The organism is Serratia sp. PL17 (assembly GCF_017832355.1).
In the GTDB taxonomy this organism is placed as follows: domain Bacteria; phylum Pseudomonadota; class Gammaproteobacteria; order Enterobacterales; family Enterobacteriaceae; genus Serratia.
Map to the genome: position 1 here is coordinate 41707 of NZ_JAFIBY010000006.1, position 20537 is coordinate 62243.

Sequence of the window (20537 nt, forward strand, 5' to 3'; positions counted from 1 at the left end):
TAGGTATTTTACAGGCAATATTTTCTAATAAGACTTTATTTTTCATATCATTAAACAGGAATTTTCTTCTGCAAATCAACTTCATTGCTCAGAAACAAGCGGTGTAAACAGGATAAAATTCGGATTAAATCCGCGCCATTTAGCCCGTGGCGTAGCGCATCGTGCTGGTTAACAATCCATTTACTAACTATTTACTCGGAAAATGGTCCGTGCAAAAAACATTTTGCGCAGTAATCGTACAGAAAAACTTACACAACGCTCTGCACAAGATCTATTACACTGTCGGCATCATTTAACTGCGCGGAAATTCTGCATGAAACTGACCATTGAGCGCCTGACCGCGCTGTCCCCGCAAGATCTTATCGACCTCGGCAAAATCTGGCCGCATCAGCAGCCGGAAGAGTGGCAGAGCTGGCTGAACGATGGCAAAGCGCTGTTCGCCGCCCGTTTTAACGAGCGACTGTTAGGCGCAGTGAAAATTGCGATAGAGGGTGAAAAGGCCGAGTTACGGGATCTGCTGGTGCGCGAAGTCACACGCCGCCGTGGGGTTGGCCTCTATCTGGTGCAGGACGCGCAGCGCCAATTGCCGCAGATAACGCACTGGCAGCTTTCAACTGCAGGCCTGACGCCCCGCGAACGCGGTGAGGTGGATAACTTTATGCGCGCCTGCGGTTTCACTCAGCAAGGCGAACTCTGGCAGCAATGAAGCGGGGGCTAATAACGCTATTCGTACTGGCGCTGGCGTTAACCTCATGGTTCGGTGGCCGTCATCAGGCGCTAGGGTTATCACAACCTTGGGATAACGAGGTTTATGTCTGGCAACGGGTCTGGACCCCACAGCATGCCGCCGCATTGGCGCAAAGCCGTGATTTGTTCCCCGTGTTGCGGGTGCTGGGAATGCAGGCCCACCCGCGTGAAGGCTGGCGGGAAATCCCGGTTAACCTCCCGTTACTGAAACAAGATGGCCGCCCGTTGTGGCTGGTGGTCCGTCTGGACGGGCAGTTGGCGCAACTGGATGAGTCTGCCATTCGCCAGCGTCTACTCGAAACAGTGCAGCAGTGGCAACGCGCCGGGCTGCGGGTCATCGGCGTTGAAATAGATCATGACGCCGCAACCGCTCGACTGCCCGCGTATCAACATTTCTTGCAGCAACTGCGTCAGCAATTGCCCCATACCTTAGCGCTAGGCATCACGGCATTACCGACCTGGATCGGCTCAGCCGCGTTGCCCGGTGTATTGCAACAAGTCGACAGTTCGGTACTGCAAGTGCATGCGGTGCTGTCGCCTCAGCAAGGGCTCTTCGTCAGCCCGCTGGCACTGCGTTGGGTAAATCAATACGCGAAAATCACGCCAAAACCTTTCCGGGTGGCATTACCAGCCTACGGTATGGGTCTGATGGGGGTCGATGCTCAGGGTGCCCAGGTTGAAAGCGAAGCGTCATTGCGCGTTGCGGGCACATCGCGTGAGTTAACCGTTGCACCGCAACAGGTGGCTGATTTTCTGCATCAACTGAATTCGCGGACCACGCCGCGCTTGCGTGGGATTATCTGGTTCCGACTGCCCTTGGCTGACGATCGCCGCGCCTGGTCGCTGGCTACGCTGCGGGCGGTAATAGAAAAGCAACCGCTCGACGCCAGCTGGCAGGTAAAATTTAGCCCTCAACCACAGCAAAATGGGCTAAATGATCTGATAATTCACAATAACGGCCCTGTTGACGCCCCATTGCCACATGAAATCATCATCACCGCGGGTGAGTGCCTGGCGGCGGACGCTGCGGGCAACTACCGGCTGGAAAGCGAGCCTCAACGGCAACGCTTTGTGCTCATTCACAGCGACCAGCTTCGCGCCGGACAATCCCGGCCGCTGGGCTGGCTACGATGCCAACAACTGATGCCAGGAGGCACCCTTGTCATACCTTAATGCGCACGCCGGACGGAGTCTCTGCGGACGTTCTCTCTCTCTGGCAGCCCTGATCGGTTCTGCGTTGGCGATGCCGATTAACAGTTATGCTTGCGGGCCGGACTTCCCTAATCGCCTGCTGGTCGATCGCAACGGCACACTGCTGTACATGCCGGAAGGTAACTTCGCTTTTGAAGCAGGCCGTCTGGTCGCCGTGGATAAGCAGCTACCGCTGTGGAAAGCGCCACCGCCGGCCATGCCGCCGAAACCTATGCCACTGTCACCGGAAACCCTCATCATCGATAAAATGCGGGCGGCCAAGACCGTTGAAGAGGCCGATGCCGTCAATACTCAAGGGTTATCTGACGCCGCCCGTCTTTACCAACTGGGCGCAGTGGCTTTTGCCGGTGAAGACCCACGCGCGGGTGAGTATTTCCAGCAGGTACTGGCGCTACCCGCCGCAGACCAGGGCGACTGGGGACTGCGGGCACAATATTCACTCGGCCGATTGCTAATGGGTGATCACGGCACGCCAGAGAATGAAACTGGCGCATCGGCCGTGGCGGTCAAACACCCTGGTAAACCGCAGCTCGAGCAAGCGTTAGCCGCATTCCAGCAGGTGATTGAGCGGGTGAAAAGCGGCACGACTGACCCTGACCAACTGGCGCTAAGCAGCCTTGGCCAGCAAGCACGTATCCACCTGTGGTTGGGTGAGGTCGCTCAAGCGGCTCATCTGTATGCGCAGCAGGCAGCACAAGGCGACCAAGACGGTGGGTTGTCGTTGCAGTACGTCTCCAGCTATCTGGTCAACCCTGACCACTTCGATGTGCTTAAACAGACCATTACCGATCCGTTGATCCAACAGTTGGTGACCATTGAACTGTTTGCCCGCAGCAGTAATTTACAAATGGCAGACACTGACGGCACCGGCAGCCGTTCTACACAGATTGTCAGCCAAATTCTGACGCTGTTGGATGCCTCGGTGAAAAGCGGTTTCAGCGGCAGCGATCGACTGGCGGCACTCGCGTACCGCGCAGGGCAATATCCGATGGCAGCCAGCCTGCTGAAACACGCCGGAGACAGCGGCCTGGCCTGGTGGCTCCGTGCCAAGATGGCGTTGCGGGACGGGGATGTTAAAACCGCTACCGCAGACTACGCCAAAGCAGCAGCCGCTTTCCCATCCAGTGAAAGCTGGGGTGAACAGCGCAATGCGGACTTTACGCCAGAAACCCTCGTACCCGAGTGCCGGGTTGCGGGGGAACAGGCCATCCTGGCCCTGGATCGCGGCGACTATCTGCAAGCCATGGACTTCTTGTATCGCGGCAAAGATATTTACTGGGCGGACGTCGCCGACGTGGCGGAGCGCGTGCTTACCGTCGACGAACTTAAAGGCTTTGTCGATAAGCATGTGCCGGCACCTGCTACACCGCTGAAACCTGTTAATCCGGACGAGTATAACGGCCAAACGCTTACACCGGACGTGCAACTACGCGAACTGCTGGCGCGGCGGCTGATGCGTGCCCAACGCCCTCAAGAGGCAATGGGCTATTTTGACATCCCTAACTACCGTCAGGTTGCCCAACAGTACGCAGATACACTGAAAACAGCCCAGGACAAAACTGCCGATAAACTGGTGCGGGCCAAAGCCTATTATCAAGCCGCAACGCTGCTGCGCACCCAAGGACTGGCGTTTACCGGTTATGAAATGACACCGGATTACGCCATTTATGACGCAGGTTATTCCTATCTGGGCGATGCCTTTGATACCCGAGCGCTGAAGCATAAAAGTTGGATCAGCAGCGCAGAAGCCGCGCGAGCTAAAGCGGCATTGCCGTCGCAAGACAATCGCTTCCTGCACTACCGTTGGCAAGCGGTCGATCTGGCTCAACAGGCGGCTGACTTACTGCCACCGGCGAGCCAAGCCTATGCCGCCGTGCTGTGTAATGCTGCCGGGTGGGTGATCAAACGTGATGCCAAAACGGGTCGAGCGTTGTATCAGCGCTATATCACTACCGGGACCCGGTATAGCTGGGCCAACAAATTTGGTTATGACTGCCCTGCACCGGACTTCTCCACCGTAACGCGATAACGCCAAATTTCAGGCACAAAAAAGCCCGGCTAGCCGGGCTTTTTAACGCTTATGCGGAATTAGGCTTCGATCGCCATTTTCAGTTTCTTCATGGCGTTCTTTTCTAGCTGACGCACACGTTCAGCGGAAACGCCGTACTGATCGGCCAGCTCTTGCAGCGTAGACTTGTTGTCGTCATCCAACCAACGGGCGCGGATGATATGCTGGCTACGCTCGTCCAGACCTTCCAGCGCGTAGGCCAGTTTGTCTGCTGCGTTGCTTTCCCAGTTATCTTCCTCGATACCCTCGGCGAAGTCCGAGCTTTTATCCTGCAGGTACAGCACAGGTGCCATCGATTGACCATCACGGGCTTCATCATCCGGTGTTGGATCGAAAGTCATATCCTGCGCCGCCATGCGGGATTCCATCTCACGCACGTCTTTACTGGTCACACCCAATTCACGGGCCACCAGTTCCACTTCATCCTGATTGAACCAGCCCAAACGCTGCTTGGTTTTACGCAGGTTAAAGAACAGCTTACGCTGAGCCTTAGTCGTGGCAACTTTGACGATACGCCAGTTACGCAGTACGTACTCGTGAATTTCTGCCTTGATCCAGTGCACAGCAAAGGAAACCAAACGCACCCCAACCTCTGGGTTGAAGCGGCGAACAGCTTTCATCAGGCCGATATTACCTTCCTGGATCAAGTCCGCCTGCGGCAAGCCATAACCAGAATAATTCCGGGCAATATGAGCGACAAAGCGCAGGTGAGACAGGATCAGCTGCTTAGCGGCTTCCAGATCGCCCTGATAATGCAGCCGTTCAGCCAGCTCCCGCTCTTCCTCTGCCGTCAGCATAGGATAGGTGTTGGCGGCCCGAATATAGGCTTCCAAACTGCCCTGGGGCACTAAAGCTAAAGTTTGCATTTCTTTGGTCATTCAAACCCTCTCTTGAAAAAACAGGTCATGCAGGTGATTATCACGGCGGGTAAATGATTGATTCTACGGCAGTTGCTATTGCAAAAGCGGTCCACACGCCGGGCACCATAACATTTTGCTGCAGATTTTGACCGCGTTCCGCCCTATTAGTTCACAGTTTTTCGATCACGCTGTGCATGACAATACGTGACGAAGACTTAAGCCGATAGGGAATTTGTGCGCAAAGAAGAGACTGGATGATGCTTAAGTTATTGTCGGTAACTCTTCTCCCGCAACACGCTCAGAGCAGCAGAAGAAGAGTATACCAAAAAAACGTTATTGTGGTGTAAATCGACGTAAATGTTGCACGGTGGCTAACCAGGCGGCGATCCAGCCGATCATCGCAGAGACAATCAGCAGCAACAAGGCTTCATCCCAACCTAAACCGTGTAACGTAAAGGTGGTACCAAAGACCTTGGCCACGCCGGTCACTACCGACTCCAACCGCCACACCATCGCACCGGACAAGAACAGCGACAGCAATGCGCCGAAGAAACCCAGCATCGCACCGCCATTCAGGAACGGCCGCAGAATAAAGCCGTCGGTCGCGCCGATCAGTTTCATCACGTTTATGGTGTCGCGACGGCTGAAGATGCTCAACCGCACGCTGTTGCCGATCACCAGGAAGACCGCCACAATCATCAGCACGCCGATCATCGCGGCCACTTGCCCCACCAGCCCGGTCAGTGCGGCCAGACGGGCAAACCAGCTGTCATCCATCCGCACTTCATCCACACCCTGTACCGCTGCCACGCGATCGCGCAGGGTATTAAGGGTATCTGAACTTTGGAAGCTCATTTTCGGCGTGATAATCGCGACCGCCGGCAATGGGTTCTCTTCCAGCATATCCAGTGCGCCGCCAAAGCCGGACCAGTTGCGGAATTCGCCCCGGGCCTCTTCACGCGACAGGTAATTCACTTTCTCTACGCCGGCTTCCGCCTTGATGGCGTCGAGCACTTTCACCGCCGCGTCGTCATCGAGGGATTTATCCAGATACACCGTCAACTGCGGCGTTGGGTACCACTGGGTCGCCGCGGTGCTGACGTTTTTCCACACGATGTAGCACACACTCGGTAACGTCAGGGAAATGGCGATCACCATTACCGTCAGCAACGTCGCCAACGGCTGACGCAGCATATCCTTGATGGCGTTCATCCACGCGTAGCGCCATTGTTCACGCCAGCCGCCGCGCAGCGCTTTGCTCTTGGCGGTTTTTGCATTATTCGCCATGATGCGCTCCTCCAGCCATGCGGCCCTGACTCAGACGCAGAATACGGTAATTGCGACGAGCAATCAGCCCGGTATCGTGGGTGGCCATCAGTACGGTAACGCCGACACGGTTAAACTCCTCAAACAGACGCAGAATGCCTTCAGACAGCGCATCGTCCAGGTTACCGGTTGGCTCATCCGCCAACAGCACGGCAGGCTTGTTCACCACCGCACGGGCGATGCCCACACGTTGTTGTTCACCACCCGAAAGTTGAATGGGGAAGTTTTTCGCCTTATCCAACAGCCCAACCTTATCCAACGCAGCGGAAACGCGGCGGCGAATGTCTTCGGTGCTGGCACCCGCGATGATCAGTGGCATTGCCACGTTGTCATACACCGTGCGATCCAGCAGCAGATGGTGATCCTGGAAAATCATGCCGATCTGGCGGCGCAGGAACGGCACCTCACGGTTTTTTAACCGACTGATGTCGTGCCCACCAAACCAGATATGGCCGGCGCTTGGCCTTTCGATACCACAAATCAGTTTAAGCAGGGTACTTTTACCCGCGCCGGAATGGCCGGTCAGAAACGCCATCTCTGCCGGGCGCAGATGGAAATCTACCCCCTGCAGTGCCTGCCGTCCGCCCAGATAAGCTTTACTGACCTGTTCAAAGCGAATCATCCGTATTAATCCTCTCGGGCAAAAAGTGCCTCAATAAAATCGTCAGCCTTAAACGGCCGCAAATCTTCGATGCCTTCCCCAACGCCGATGTAACGAATCGGGATAGAGAATTGATCGGCAATGGCGAAGATCACCCCGCCCTTGGCGGTACCGTCCAATTTAGTCAGTGTGATACCGGTTAAGCCCACGGCTTCATTAAATAATTTCGCCTGGCTGACAGCATTCTGTCCGGTGCTGGCATCTAGAGTCAGCATAACCTCATGGGGGGCCTGGTCGTCCAGTTTTTTCATGACGCGGACGATCTTCTTCAGCTCTTCCATCAGGTGCGCTTTGTTCTGCAAACGCCCCGCCGTATCGGCAAGCAGTACGTCGATACCACGGGCTTTGGCGGCCTGCACGGCATCGTAAATCACCGAGGCAGAGTCCGCGCCAGTATGCTGCGCCACAACCGGAATACGGTTACGTTCACCCCACACCTGAAGTTGCTCCACGGCCGCCGCACGGAAGGTATCCCCTGCCGCCAGCATCACCGATTTGCCTTCAGCCTGGAATTGGCGAGCCAGTTTACCGATAGTGGTGGTTTTACCGACGCCGTTCACCCCAACCATCAGAATGACATACGGGTTTTTACCGCCAACATCCAGTGGCTGATCAACTTTAGCCAGAATTTCAGACATTTCCTCCTTCAACTTACCGTACAACGCCTCGGCGTCTTTCAGTTGCTTGCGGCTGGCATGTTGAGTCAGGGATGTAATGATTTTACGCGTGGTTTCCACGCCAACGTCGGCCACCAACAATTGCTCTTCCAATTCTTCAAAGAGATCGTCGTCGATTTTCTTGCCGCGGAACAGGCCGATGAAGCCTGAACCCAAATTTTGCTTGGTTTTTACCAGGCTGCGTTTCAGGCGGGCAAAGAAGCCTTCTTTGGTCGGGCGTTCTTGCTCCTGAGTCACTACAGGTGCCTGCAGCTCAGGTTCTTTTTCTTCTTCAACGTCTTCTGCAACGACCGGGGCGGCGATAATCGGCTCCAAAGCCACCTTAGCCGGTAAAGGCTCTGGCTCCGATGCAGTCACTTCCGGCTTAACCTCAACAACGGGCTCCGGTTCAACCACGTCCGGCGCAATCTCGATAACCGGCTCAGGCTCAACCACGTCCGGCGCAATCTCGATAACCGGTTCAGGCTCGACCACGTCCGGCGCAACCTCGATAACCGGCTCAGGCTCAACCACTTCGGGTTCAGACACAATCACCGGCTCAGGTACAACCACTGCAACCGGTTCTGGCTCAACGTCAGTAATCGGCTCTGCGGTCTCTTCTACTGCTGCCGACTTCTGTTCTAAGGCCACCTGTTCAGTAACGGTAACAATGTCTTCCGCCAACGTGTCTGCCGGTGCAGGGTGCTCGGCAACAACCGGCACGCTTTCTGCTATATGTTCACCGGTCAGGCTACCGTCCCATTCTCCTGGGGTATCTACGGAAGCGGCAGGTTCAGATTCCTGGGCGGGGAGCTGGTCATCCAGCTTGGGGGCAACCGGTTCAGCCGGCGTCTCCACGGCCTGATTATCCGCCGGTTCTACCGACGTCTCAGGTTGCTGTTGCTCTTCTTCCTTCTGGCCAAAGCCCAGCCAGGAGAAAAATCCGCGTTTCTTATCTTTTGCCATGTTATGACTCTACTCCGTACCGAAGGCTTGCTTATACTGATAATTATTCCGCCGAGTCTATCACTTTCCCTCGCGCAGCAACACGCATCCGGTATGCTTTCCGCTGTGAAATCAGGCAACAAAGTTTTACCGTTTCCCCCGGCGCGTCTCACCGGTAGAATAGAGACAACTTTTCGTTAAATCATGCGGCCTCGCGGCCATAGAAAGAAATAAAGCAAACCTATGACAAGAATATCGCCACGGGCATCGGCAAAAAAACCGTCCCAGGCTGCGGCCGGGCAGATCCGTATTATCGGTGGCCAATGGCGCGGACGAAAACTGCCCGTACCGAACAGCCCGGGGCTGCGCCCGACAACCGATCGCGTTCGTGAAACTCTGTTCAACTGGCTGGCACCGGTGATCCAGGGCGCACGCTGCCTGGATTGTTTTGCCGGTAGCGGTGCACTCGGGCTGGAAGCCTTATCGCGCTATGCCGGCAGCGTCACCTTGTTGGAGTTCGAACGCCCAGTGGCACAACAACTGGAGAAAAATCTGGCGCTGCTGCAAGGGAAAGGCGATGTGGTCAACACTAACGCCCTGACCTGGCTGGCACGCAATGCCCAACCCTTTGACGTGGTGTTCCTCGATCCGCCGTTTCGCAAAGGGCTGTTGGCTGAAACTATTGCGCTGCTGGAGCACCAAGGCTGGCTGGCCGATGAGGCCTGGATTTACGTAGAAGCCGAAGCCGAAAGCGCCGCAACTGACGTCCCGGCCAATTGGCAGCTACACCGTGAAAAAGTCGCCGGTCAGGTGGCTTACCGTCTTTATATCCGTTCGCAAGAGAAAACCGACAATGCTGATTAATCTGGGTCGCCTGCTGATGCTGTGCGTGTGGGGCTTTCTGCTCTCCAATCTGTTCCACCCTTTTCCCAAGCCGCTGAAGTACTTCATCGACGTGGCGCTGTTCTTTATGGTGGTGATGCACGGGCTGCAATTAGTTTTGTTGAAGTCCACTCAACCGAAAGATCAACCGATAAGCTACTGGCAGGAAGCCAAGATCTTCATCTTTGGCGTTTTCGAGCTTCTGGCCTGGCAGAAAAAACAGCCCCCCATCAAAAGAAAATAGTTATTGCGGCGCAGGCTGGGCGGTAAAGGAGAGGTAACGCGTTCCTTGCATGCTCAGCATGCCCTGCGTGCCCTTTTCGATCGGATTGTATTGCCACTGTTTCAACCGTAGCCGAATCGCCTCACCGCCATCCAATGGGCTGAACACAACTTCATAGTGCATTGGTTCGTTGACCATGGTTTCACGCTGTGGCGAGCGGGTCTTGGCGACGGGAAATTCGTGCTTATCGCTCACGATGACCTGCAGATTGCGCACCGATGCGCGATCGTTCTCCGCTTCCAGCCGGCGCTGATGAAAATAGCGCTGTGTCGCCAGCACAGCGATCAATGCAATCACAGCAATAAAAAACAGTGGCGGTTTGCTCATCCTAATTTCTATTCCCTGTTGGCTGTATCAGCATAACCATAACAACAACTTTCACGTTGGAGTGCCACCCGTTTTTTGTCATTACCTCACCAGACACATTAAGCGCGCGTGAGTTTCCAGGGTTTAAAGGTTAGCCACAGCAGCAAACCGGGCAATTGCAGCGCGATCAATAAGGCCAACGACCACTGGTAAGCGACCACCGGGTAGCTACCAGCCACCGTAGCCCAATTGCCGATCACCGCGCCCACCAGCCATTGCACGACAAATGCCAACACGAAGACAACCAGATTAAATGAAGCGCTTACCCGGCCAGCTAGCGCAGGTTCGACGGACTTAGCCACAATGGCATAGTTCATGGTCGCTGCCGTACCAAAGAAACTGAATCCCATCGTGATTACATAAGGTGATACGGAAATCCCGCTTAACATCAGCACCTGAAACAGCACAAAAATCGCTACGCCGTAGCCACAGATCATAATCGGCTGCACGGCATATTTACGCAGGTAATCCGTCAACCAGCCAAAACTGAGTGATCCTGCAACCATAGCGACCGTACCTAGCATCAATGCATTGGCCATTTGTGCATTGCTCAGGCCAGCAACATCGTGTAGCCAAGGGCCCATCCAAAGCGCCAAGATCGCCATGTAAGTCGCGTGGGCAAACACCGAATAGAGCCCTAATCGCCAGAAAGTCCATGAGCGATATAAGCGTCCCACTTCGCGACACATATCGCTAAAACGCGTATTTTTCGGGGTAAAGGCACCACGTACCGAAAAATGAATCACCGCACTCACCAATACGGTTAATACAGCCAACAGCAGGAATGCTTCTCTCCAGGTAATCCACGTTAACGCTGCATGCAACGGCGTCGTCGACGCCATGGCTCCCAAACCGCCAACAGAAAGTAGACAGGCGGTACTGAGTGGCAGCCTGTCTACCGGCAGCCAGATTGAGCATGCCTTGATGGCACTCATCAGGGAACCGGCAACCCCCAAACCGATCAAACCACGCCCAATCAGCAACCCCGCCTCGCTATGTGACATTGCAAAAATCACTGAGCCGGCAGCCGCGATCAACAGCATCGGGCTTTGCACCGACCGGGGACCATAGCGATCCAGCATCACACCAAGGGGCAATTGAGCCGCGGCGAACGTGAGGAAATAGACCCCGGTCAACACCCCCAAACTTTCCGCCGGCAGGTGTAACTCATTGGCAAGGTCGTTATAAATCACGGCGTTCACGGTACGGTACAGGTAAGAGATAAAATGGCCCATACCGAAGGGGATAAAAATCGTTAAGAACAGCATGGCGAAGCTTTTTTTCGCTTCCTGTACCGCTACGCTAGAAACCTGTTCATTTGGCATTCTCAGAAGCCTCCTGCTTAATGGGGGAGAATGTGGTACGTATCTCGCAACAGACGCGGCCACGAGCATCATTGAGCCATAGCTCATCAGGTGTCGGCAGCATTTCCGATACGTGAATCACCCGTGCTTTTTTCAGCGCCGTCGTCAGCGTGTCTAAAGAAAGCGGATTATCGAAATCGATAAATAAAGGTTTAGGTTCGCTGTCACACTTGATGAATACCCAACGCGGTAGTGCCTGTTGCTGCTGCCATTCACGCCACTGGATAAACGCCAGAAACTCATCGGAAACTGCTTCAGGCCACCCACCGATGTTAAACGCCCAGGTGCGCCGCTTGTATAGGGTACGGTTCACGCGAATGCGGCGTGGCTCGTGGCGTGGCAACATATCTCCCGCCAGTTGAAACAGCAATTGATGCAGCGCAGTGCTGTTGACACAAAGCAAGTCCTCGTGAAAAGCACCCTCCATGTCCTCTACCGTCAGGCGACCAGCCTTGCAATGTAAGCGGGCACGCCCCACGGGATAACGTTTTTCAGCGGCCACACTCCCCCCGCAGCCAGGCAATAATAACTGAGCATAATGCGGTACCAAGGGCCAATCGATATGCGAACGCTGATAACTCTCGGGCGAGTCGGCCAATACCAGCCGCTCCCGACCCAGTAGCCCATTAACCTCCTGTTCAATCTCCGCCGTAACGGGGCAAAAAGAATGTTAACTAAGCATTAAAAATGTAAACAATGTTTATTAATTTAATAAGTTTTAAGCAATATCCACGTTTGATTTATTTTTTTGTTTTAGTTCCCAACACCTCGGAACCCTTCCGCGAGCAGCGCCATCACTGATATATTCTATTTTCTTATGATTCGGTCGGGTCATCTGAGGTCTTGTTATAAAGCACCACTTTCCAAGGGGACAAATACGCGCAATAGGTGCCATTTTCCTGATGCACCTTCGCTATAGATCATTCCTGATCACGCCAGATGAGTTACCCTTCACTCGCAAGAAAGCATTGTCGATTGCAGCCGTGCTGCCTACACTGCAATCAGGAAGTGACACTGGTGACAATTTAGAGCCGGATGCTGCGGCTCCCATAATGAATAAGGAAGACATAATGAGTTGGCCGTTCCTTGCCGTATTCTTTTCCGGTTGGCTGTTCGTCGATGCCTCCTACCGCGGGCCGCGCTGGCAACGCTGGGTGTTTAAACCGGTTACCCTGCTATTACTGCTGCTTTTGGCCTGGCAAGCGCCAGTACTGGGTGCCGCAGGCTATCTGATTGTCCTGGGTCTGGTGGCAACACTGATCGGCGACGCCCTGTTGTTGTTGCCGCGAGAGCGCGTGCTCTACGCCATCGGGGCTTTTTTCCTGTCTAACTTACTCTATACCCTGAGTTTCGCGAGTCAGATGACCTTCAGTCTGTTTTGGCCGCTGCCGTTGGCATTGCTGGTAATCGGCATGCTGTTATTGGCAACCATCTGGACCCGACTGGAAGAAATGCGCTGGCCTATCGCCACGTTGGTCGCAATGACGCTGCTGATGGTGTGGTTGGCAGGTGAACAATACTTTATGCGCAGCACAGATTTCGGTTTCTCTCTGCTGGCCGGCACCTCTCTCCTGCTGCTTGCCAACATCGTGTGGTTGATTAATCGCTATCGCTTTACCTTCCGTGCAGCGGATGCGCTCGTGGCATTCTGCTACTTTTCCGGCCATTTCCTGATCGTACGTTCGTTGTACCTGTAATGCTCAGGGCGGGTTCGGCTATCGAACCCGCTGTATTATGCCAACGCCTTCAGCGTCAAACCGTCATCTGCACCGAGTTGATTACGATAAATATCCCCGTCTCGCGAGAAGAAGACCAATGTGCTGCCGTCCGCCTGCAGCAAAGCGATACCATCGGGCGCAGGGCGCCAACCTACAACCTCAGCCGTAAGCACCTTTTTCAAACACCCCTGCCGATCCACCAATTGGTAGCCGTTGGTTTCACTCTGCTCGCTGGCTAAAAACGCGATCTGACACTGGTGTTCAGCATCGGCGACTTGCCACTGCCCCGCCAAAGACTGCGCGGTGGGAAGAACTAAACTGCTGGCCATAACGGTCCCCGTAACAATCATGCCCCCCGCCATCGCGGCGGCACAGGCTAAGCTGCCTTTCATATCGACTCCTGCATAACGCCCGGCCAGAGTGCGCCGGGCGCTATTATCTTCACTGTTACACGATAAAGTCAGTGGCAACGTCTACCTGGCCCACGATCTTCACCAGGAAGTCCGGTGCCTGATGGCCACCGATGTTCAATGCCAGATCGCTGACGTTATTTGACGCATTGTAGGACAGTAAAGCTTCGCCCGCTGCGCCGCTGAAATGATCAACAAAGTGGATCTGATCGCTGCTCGATACACCCTGATTGAAGAATGACAGATCGATCTTATCGATACCTTTCTGGAAGTCCTTGATCCAGTCAGACGCACCTGGCGTAGAGTCGCTGACCGCAGAGAAGACAAAAATATCCTTGCCCGCACCGCCCCACAGCTCATCGGCCCCACCACCGCCGAACAGAATGTCGTTGCCCGCGCCGCCTTTCAGCACGTTGTTGGCCGCATTGCCGACGATCACATCATTGCCCGAGCCACCAATCGCATTTTCAATCGTCACGCCGGCGGCGATAGACACGTTACCTTTCAGCCCGCCCACGTCGGAGAAAGACTTTTCGTTCAGGTTAATGCGCTGATTGGCGGTGTAACCGGAGAAATCGAAGGTGTCATTACCACCCGCATCCCAGGCCGCAAAGATCACTTTTTGCGAATTGCTGGTCGTACTGAGGAAATCACGGCCGGTATTGGAGTTGAAGCCATACACCGTGTCACCGGTACGGGTCGACAGGTTAGCGCCATACAGGTGCTGAATGGCTGAAATGTCATCCAGCAACGGTGCCGCAGCGTAGTGACCGCCGTTATCACCGCCGGTATTGGTTTCACTCCAGTAGCTCATCAGACTGAACCCGCGAGTATCCTCGGCATAACTGGCGTTGTTATAGGTTGGATTGCCTTCTCCGGCGTTGTAATCACCCGGATGGCTCAGGCCCAATGCATGGCCAATCTCGTGAGTAAACGTCTGGCGGCCATAATCTTCGCTGGCGGGATGCTTAACGTTGGACTGGTTGACGTTGTACCAAGTCTGACCACCCAGATCCTGCCCTTGGTAGATCGTGTTCGGCAAGAACGCATACGCCTGCGTGCCGTAGTCGTAATGACCAGGGCGATCCTGGCTGTAGTTGCCAAACGTGATATTGGCCTTTTGGCCGGCGGCAACTTCAGTAAAAGTGATATTGGCCACGTCAGACCACGACTGCAGCGACAGTTTGGCCTGCTGCTGCTGTTCCGCGCTGAACTTGCTCAGCCCGGTATCGCCGGCAACGTTGGTGGAAGAGAATTTATAGTCCGGGAAAGAGAAAGTTAATTTAACCGACTGGTCAAAAACTTTATAACCGTTCCAGGTTTGGTTGGTGCGGGTAATAAACAGCCCAGCTTGTTCGGTAGAAAATGAGTCCTTGCCATTAACCTGAATCCCGTTGCCACGTTCGTGGTAATGCAACAGATCGTCTACAGCATTATAGCCGGAGCCGGTCGCCGCGAGAGCCGATTCAGTAACTTCAATTGCCTTTTTAGTAGATTGCATTGGTTCGATTCCACTCATTAGCTGATCGTTATCAATCAGACAGATAGACATAACCTGCCCGCCAGCGACGGAGAACGATCCGGCAACTAGCGGGAAGGGACTTATGCGCCGTTACCGGCAGTGTGTTAGACAGAATTAATGCATATATATCAGCAAATAAGATTACCGCCATAAATGGTAATCGATTCCAATTATAGGCAGGGGTTGGAAACTGAACATAAAATAATCAGCTATATATTCATGTAACGAAGGAGAGTTATGCTGGTTTTTACCGTTATTTACAATGTAAATGAAACTTAAACTTCATAAGTTGGCAACAAACTTCAACAAAAATGCGGCCTGTAGGTTCAAGCGGATCGTGCTGGCATTTAAGTGACATAAAGTTAAATTTAGCTAAAGAGTTATAGATTAATAACTCTTTATTATTAGCCGGCGGGACTTTTTAGTTTGTATAGGAATAACATTTTCTTATTTTGACTAACGGCCGTGTTTCACCAGACCGAAATGTGCTTATTAAGCCAGTCAATACGTTGAAACGTACGTCACTGACGTAAAAACCCCCTCCGTCTCACAGTTAGCAATAATTCTCATCCCCTGCTTGACTCTGGAGTTGGCTCCAGGGTGTAGAGTCTGCCCAATGAACTTCATTAACGGCCCGGAGGGGGACGCTATGACTCACCATGAAAACCATAATCATCAAGAACACCATCATGCGGAAGGCGGTTGTGGGTGCAATCACAGCCACAGTAAAACCCAGCACGGTTGCAGCAGTGAAAAACAGAGTGGCGACAGCCACAGCGGACATACGCACGCACATGATCATGGCGCTGGAAGTTGCAGCACGGAAGATCATGAGGATCCGGATGAGGAAAGTGACAGGCTAGCTGCCGCCCCTCTCTCCGGAAGTCAGCGCTATAGCTGGAAAGTTACAGGTATGGACTGCCCAAGCTGCGCCAAAAAAATTGAAAACGCGGTGACCGCCATCCCCGGCGTCGACAACGCTCGCGTGCTGTTCGCCACAGAAAAATTGGTTGTCGACGCGCAATCCGATATTAGCCTGCGTATTCAGGACGCGGTAAAACAAGCCGGATTTACCCTGCTCGGGGCGCAAACAGCCCAAGCCGAACAGCCAAAATCGTCGCGCCTTGGCGAGTTCGGTCCGCTACTGCTGCTTACCACGCTGATGATCGTCAGTTGGGCGCTCAGCATGGTCAACCCTGAACTGAGCCGCATTGCTTTTATAGCCACCACATTGGTAGGTCTGGCACCGGTCGCGACCAAAGCGGTTCGACTGATCCGCTCCGGTACGCCATTTGCCATTGAAACGCTGATGAGCGTGGCCGCCATCGGAGCACTGTTTATCGGTGCAACGGCCGAAGCGGCGATGGTGCTGCTGCTGTTTATGGTCGGTGAAATGCTGGAGTCCTATGCCGCTAACCGCGCGCGCCGCGGCGTGAAAGCACTGATGGAATTGGTACCGGAAGACGCCCTGCTGCTTCAAGGCACGCAGCGCAAACGGGTACCGGTATCCAGCCTACGCCCTGGCGATGTGATTGAAATTGCCCCCGGTGGCCGCCTGCCGGCAGATGCCGAACTGATCAATGCGTTCGCCAGCTTCGACGAAAGCGCCCTGACCGGCGAGTCGGTGCCCGTCGAACGCCAGCAGGGTCAAAAAGTCGCTGCGGGCAGTTTGTCGGTCGATCAGGCCGCGCAGATGAAAGTGGTTTCTGAACCTGGCAAAAACGCCATCGACCGCATTCTGCAACTGATTGAAGAAGCTGAAGAACGCCGAGCACCGATCGAGCGTTTCCTCGATCGTTTCAGCCGGTACTACACCCCAGCTATCATGCTGCTGGCTATCGCAGTGATCCTGGTACCACCGTTAATGTATTCACAACCCTGGGATACCTGGATTTATCGTGGCCTGACCCTGCTGCTGATCGGTTGTCCTTGTGCACTGGTGATCTCCACCCCGGCGGCGATCACATCCGGGCTGGCCGCCGCCACCCGCCGTGGTGCGCTGATTAAAGGCGGTGCGGCGTTGGAACAATTGGGCCAGGTACAAACCATTGCTTTCGATAAAACCGGCACGCTGACTGAAGGCAAACCCACAGTCACCGATGTACTCCCGCTCAACGGCATCAGTGAACAACAATTACTGACCCTTGCCGCTGCGGTTGAAGCAGGTTCCCATCACCCGTTGGCGCAAGCAATTATCAAACGCGCCGAGCAATACGGTGCGCCTCTGCCACTGGCACAAGGCCGTCGAGCATTGGCTGGCGTAGGGGTAGAAGGTATTGTCGACGGTAAAACCCTGCTGATCAGCGCACCTGCCAAGCTGGCCGCAGGTTTGCTGCAACAACAGGGTATCCAGCAGGTGGAGCGGCTGGAAAATGCCGGTAAGACAGCGGTGGTGGTACTGGAAGAGGGTGTCCCTATCGGCCTGTTGGCGCTACGCGACACCTTGCGCAGCGACGCCAAACAGGCGATTGCCGAACTGAATGCATTGGGGATCAACGGGGTCATGTTAACCGGCGATAATCCACGTGCGGCGGCGGCAATTGCCTCTGAGCTTGGGCTGGATTACCGGGCTGGATTGTTGCCGGAAGATAAAGTGAAGGCAGTGACGGAACTGAGCGAATTGCGTCCAACAGCGATGATCGGCGACGGCATCAACGATGCCCCGGCGATGAAAGCCTCCAGCATTGGCATCGCGATGGGCAGCGGTACCGATGTGGCCCTGGAAACAGCCGATGCCGCGCTGACTCATAATCGCCTGCTGGGTGTGGCGGAAATGATCCGCATCTCACGCGCCACGCATGCCAATATCCGGCAGAACATCACCATTGCATTGGGGCTGAAAGGGGTATTTCTGATCACCACGCTGCTGGGCCTGACCGGGCTGTGGCTGGCCGTACTGGCAGACTCTGGCGCCACCGCGCTGGTCACCGCCAACGCGCTGCGGCTACTGAAGAAACGCGACTAGGCAATAACACACTGTAACCACGTGGCCCAGGAATGGGCCACGCCATCTATTCCCCGGGCAGAGGTTAGACGCCCTTACGTAACAGGTAGCGGTACGGTGCCTTATCGGTTTCCTGCGCCACCAGCGTATGTTCCATAAAACGGCAGAACCCCGGAATGTCGCGGGTTGTCGCCGGATCGTCAGCAATAATCAACAAGGTTTCACCGTTATCCATATGGCGCACGGTTTTGCGCACCATCATTACCGGTTCTGGACAGCGCAATCCCAGCGCATCAAGCGTCTGGTCAGCCTGGGAAAATAAGTCAGTCATGCATTTTTTCTCGTTCAAAAACGATCGGCGAACGCTCGCCGCATCTCATTAGCGCCTAGTTTACGCCGGTAGTTTTTCTGCGCAAGATGCGTTAACGTTTGCGTTAAAGAGGCTGCGTCTCCCGATGAAATGTGGTGCCGTCACTGCCCCCAACTGCCGTTATCACGGCGGAGGGTGCAGCCCATAGTGGGCCTATGAGCAAACCTGACAACACAGAGAACAGTTGTTGGAGGCGTGACCTTTCAGGCTGGGGCCAAATCACAGTGCTGCTGCATTATTCGCCGCTTATTTGGCCCACTAACCGTTGCATTGGTTGCGCAAACGCGTATCATGCGCCCGCGCAGCTTATTTCGTTGCACAGACAAGACATTTTTGGGTTCCCTCACCCCATTATTAAAAAGGCTACAACATGTATTCGTTTACTGCTCAGCAGCGCTTTACCGCGTTGGTCTGGCTATCGCTGTTCCATATTGTCATCATTACCTCCAGCAACTACCTGGTGCAGTTGCCGATGTCCATTTTCGGCTTTCATACCACCTGGGGTGCATTCACCTTCCCGTTTATTTTCCTGGCTACCGATCTGACAGTACGTATTTTTGGCGCATCACTGGCGCGGCGTATCATTCTTTCGGTGATGGTGCCGGCGCTGTTTATTTCGTACGTGATCTCCACGGTGACCTATCAGGGCGAGTGGCAGGGTTTTGCCGCGTTGGGCAGCTTTAATCTATTTGTTGCGCGTATCGCCGTCGCCAGCTTTATGGCTTACGTACTCGGTCAGATCCTTGACGTCCACGTATTCAACCGCCTGCGTCAACGCAGCGCCTGGTGGGTTGCTCCCGCTGCGGCCATGTTCCTCGGCAATATCAGTGATACCCTGTCGTTCTTCTTTATTGCTTTCTACAAGAGCAGCGACGCCTTTATGGCCAATAACTGGGTTGAAATTGCCCTGGTGGATTACAGCTTCAAAGTGCTGATCTGCATGCTGTTCTTCCTGCCAATGTACGGCGTATTGTTGAACATGCTGCTTAAGCGCATCGCTGCACGTCAAAACGACGGTAGCCTGCAACCGAGTTAACCCGTGTTATCATTGGCGGCCTGCACTTACCCGGAGGCCGCCAATGACAGTGACCACCCGCTACGCCACCCTCGAAGAAATTCATCGCCTGTACCAAGGCATCCCTGAGTTCGGTAACTTACACAGTCTGGCTGATTTGCAGCAACGTATTGGATCTGCCTCGGCTAACGCACTGATCGCCGAGATCGACGGCCAACCCGCAGGGTTCAAACTCGGTTATCAACAGCAGGAAAAGGTGTTCTACAGCTGGCTGGGCGGCGTATTGCCGAGGTTTCGCCGTTATGGTGTCGCACAGGCTTTACTCGTGGAGCAAGAGCAGTGGGCACGGGCTCAGGGTTATCGACTGTTGGCGGTAAAAACGCGCAATCAGTTCCGTGCAATGCTGATGATGCTCATCAGTCATCACTATCAGATTGTTCAGCTGGAAAAGAAAGGCGAAGTGGCTGATTATCGGCTATTACTTGAGAAAACCTTGTGACAACATCTGCCTTGCATTTCACCCTGGAATAGGGTGCGATAAGGCAGTGAAACCCTACCTGAAAGGAAAAAGGAAGCCCAATGCGTAAAGTAGCAAAATTGATGGGTATCAGCCTGTTAGTGCTTGGCCTGGCGGCCTGTGACGGCGACACCAAAGACACCAAGGCATCAGCGGCTGATGCTGCTGCCAGCGCCCCGGCGGGGCAACAGGTAAGCTTGCTGGAGGGTACGCTGGCCTTCACCCTGCCCGTTGGCATGGCGGACCAAAGTGGCAAACTGGGCAATCAGGCAAACAACATGCATGTCTACGCCGACAGCACCGGTCAACGTGCGCTGATCGTGATCCTCGGCGACAAAACCCCCGACAGCTTGGAAACGCTGAGCAAACGTCTGGAAGATACCCAACGTGCGCGTGATGCCAACCTGCAGGTGGTCACCAACAAAGCCATCGACGTTGACGGCGTGCCACTGCGTCAGTTAGACAGCATCATCACCAGCAGCGGCGAGAAAGCCTACTCTTCTATCTTGATTGGCACGCTGAACAATAACATGCTGACTATTCAGGTGACCCTGCCGGCGGATAACCAGCAGCAGGCACAGGCTGAAGCCGAAGGCATCATCAAAACGCTGAAGCTGAAAAAATAAATACGCGACTGTGTCCCTCCATTGAACCTGGAGGGACACAGCCTG

At 54.4% G+C, this 20537-nt stretch carries 20 protein-coding genes; 10 read left to right on the plus strand and 10 right to left on the minus strand.

Features of this window, described 5'->3' with window-relative positions; translation table 11 throughout:
• Positions 1-313: 313 nt before the first annotated feature.
• From panM to JOE25_RS18610, 3 genes are read left to right on the plus strand one after another with little or no spacing between them, the layout of a single operon-like run.
• A complete protein-coding gene (gene panM, locus JOE25_RS18600; protein WP_209637732.1) occupies positions 314-706 on the plus strand; it encodes an aspartate 1-decarboxylase autocleavage activator PanM in 393 nt (130 codons plus the stop codon).
• Entirely contained in the window at positions 703-1920 is a 1218-nt protein-coding gene (locus tag JOE25_RS18605; RefSeq protein WP_209637734.1) for a DUF3142 domain-containing protein, read from the plus strand. The genes panM and JOE25_RS18605 overlap by 4 nt, the downstream gene beginning before the upstream one ends.
• Positions 1907-3988 carry a hypothetical protein gene (locus tag JOE25_RS18610; protein ID WP_209637736.1) on the plus strand — a complete coding sequence of 694 codons (2082 nt, stop codon included), beginning with the start codon at positions 1907-1909 and terminating at the stop codon, positions 3986-3988. Before JOE25_RS18605 ends, JOE25_RS18610 begins: the two co-directional genes overlap by 14 nt.
• Positions 3989-4047: 59 nt before the next feature.
• Here JOE25_RS18610 and rpoH read toward each other — a convergent pair whose 3' ends face one another.
• The 4 genes from rpoH to ftsY form a co-directional block, all read right to left on the minus strand.
• Entirely contained in the window at positions 4048-4905 is an 858-nt protein-coding gene (gene rpoH, locus JOE25_RS18615; RefSeq protein ID WP_020824815.1) for an RNA polymerase sigma factor RpoH, read from the minus strand.
• 315 nt (positions 4906-5220) lie between these two features.
• Complete coding sequence (gene ftsX / locus JOE25_RS18620; protein WP_209637738.1) at positions 5221-6174, minus strand: permease-like cell division protein FtsX; 954 nt, start codon at positions 6172-6174, stop codon at positions 5221-5223.
• Positions 6164-6835, minus strand: a complete 672-nt coding sequence (gene ftsE, locus JOE25_RS18625) for a cell division ATP-binding protein FtsE (protein WP_020824813.1) — start codon at positions 6833-6835, stop codon at positions 6164-6166. The genes ftsX and ftsE overlap by 11 nt, the downstream gene beginning before the upstream one ends.
• Positions 6836-6840: 5 nt before the next feature.
• Positions 6841-8496, minus strand: coding sequence for a signal recognition particle-docking protein FtsY (gene ftsY, locus JOE25_RS18630; RefSeq protein ID WP_209637740.1), 1656 nt, complete (start codon positions 8494-8496; stop codon positions 6841-6843).
• 222 nt (positions 8497-8718) lie between these two features.
• On the opposite strand from ftsY, the gene rsmD reads away from it, so the two are divergent.
• Both rsmD and JOE25_RS18640 read left to right on the plus strand, forming a co-directional pair.
• On the plus strand, positions 8719-9339 hold the full coding sequence (gene rsmD / locus JOE25_RS18635) for a 16S rRNA (guanine(966)-N(2))-methyltransferase (RefSeq protein ID WP_209637743.1): 621 nt from the start codon (positions 8719-8721) through the stop codon (positions 9337-9339).
• A complete protein-coding gene (locus tag JOE25_RS18640) occupies positions 9329-9601 on the plus strand; it encodes a DUF1145 family protein (RefSeq protein ID WP_006317223.1) in 273 nt (90 codons plus the stop codon). The genes rsmD and JOE25_RS18640 overlap by 11 nt, the downstream gene beginning before the upstream one ends.
• Here the strand turns inward: JOE25_RS18640 and JOE25_RS18645 are convergent, their stop codons facing one another.
• From JOE25_RS18645 to JOE25_RS18655, 3 genes are all read right to left on the minus strand, one after another.
• Positions 9602-9967: a DUF2500 domain-containing protein gene (locus tag JOE25_RS18645; RefSeq protein WP_209637745.1), complete on the minus strand. Its 366-nt coding sequence runs from the start codon at positions 9965-9967 to the stop codon at positions 9602-9604.
• Between the two features lie 98 nt (positions 9968-10065).
• Positions 10066-11331, minus strand: a complete 1266-nt coding sequence (locus JOE25_RS18650; protein WP_209637747.1) for an MFS transporter — start codon at positions 11329-11331, stop codon at positions 10066-10068.
• On the minus strand, positions 11321-11968 hold the full coding sequence (locus tag JOE25_RS18655; protein ID WP_209637749.1) for a hypothetical protein: 648 nt from the start codon (positions 11966-11968) through the stop codon (positions 11321-11323). Before JOE25_RS18655 ends, JOE25_RS18650 begins: the two co-directional genes overlap by 11 nt.
• Before the next feature lie 472 nt (positions 11969-12440).
• Here JOE25_RS18655 and JOE25_RS18660 point away from each other — a divergent pair, with 472 nt between their 5' ends.
• Positions 12441-13067: a lysoplasmalogenase gene (locus tag JOE25_RS18660; protein ID WP_209637751.1), complete on the plus strand. Its 627-nt coding sequence runs from the start codon at positions 12441-12443 to the stop codon at positions 13065-13067.
• Positions 13068-13102: 35 nt separating this feature from the next.
• On the opposite strand, the gene JOE25_RS18665 is transcribed toward JOE25_RS18660, so the two are convergent.
• Together JOE25_RS18665 and JOE25_RS18670 are read right to left on the minus strand one after the other, a co-directional pair.
• On the minus strand, positions 13103-13480 hold the full coding sequence (locus tag JOE25_RS18665; protein ID WP_209637753.1) for an AprI/Inh family metalloprotease inhibitor: 378 nt from the start codon (positions 13478-13480) through the stop codon (positions 13103-13105).
• Positions 13481-13535: 55 nt separating this feature from the next.
• Positions 13536-14999: a serralysin family metalloprotease gene (locus JOE25_RS18670; protein ID WP_209637755.1), complete on the minus strand. Its 1464-nt coding sequence runs from the start codon at positions 14997-14999 to the stop codon at positions 13536-13538.
• Between the two features lie 670 nt (positions 15000-15669).
• Between JOE25_RS18670 and JOE25_RS18675 the strand changes: the two genes are divergently transcribed.
• A complete protein-coding gene (locus JOE25_RS18675) occupies positions 15670-17985 on the plus strand; it encodes a zinc/cadmium/mercury/lead-transporting ATPase (protein ID WP_209637757.1) in 2316 nt (771 codons plus the stop codon).
• 64 nt (positions 17986-18049) lie between these two features.
• Here the strand turns inward: JOE25_RS18675 and tusA are convergent, their stop codons facing one another.
• Entirely contained in the window at positions 18050-18295 is a 246-nt protein-coding gene (tusA, locus tag JOE25_RS18680; protein WP_209637759.1) for a sulfurtransferase TusA, read from the minus strand.
• Between the two features lie 409 nt (positions 18296-18704).
• On the opposite strand from tusA, the gene JOE25_RS18685 reads away from it, so the two are divergent.
• From JOE25_RS18685 to JOE25_RS18695, 3 genes are all read left to right on the plus strand, one after another.
• Positions 18705-19370 (plus strand): 7-cyano-7-deazaguanine/7-aminomethyl-7-deazaguanine transporter, encoded by a 666-nt coding sequence (locus JOE25_RS18685; RefSeq protein WP_209637761.1) that lies wholly within the window; start codon positions 18705-18707, stop codon positions 19368-19370.
• A gap of 43 nt (positions 19371-19413) precedes the next feature.
• On the plus strand, positions 19414-19848 hold the full coding sequence (locus JOE25_RS18690) for a GNAT family N-acetyltransferase (RefSeq protein ID WP_209637764.1): 435 nt from the start codon (positions 19414-19416) through the stop codon (positions 19846-19848).
• Positions 19849-19928: 80 nt separating this feature from the next.
• Positions 19929-20492 carry a DcrB family lipoprotein gene (locus JOE25_RS18695; protein WP_209637766.1) on the plus strand — a complete coding sequence of 188 codons (564 nt, stop codon included), beginning with the start codon at positions 19929-19931 and terminating at the stop codon, positions 20490-20492.
• The last annotated feature ends 45 nt before the right edge of the window (positions 20493-20537 follow it).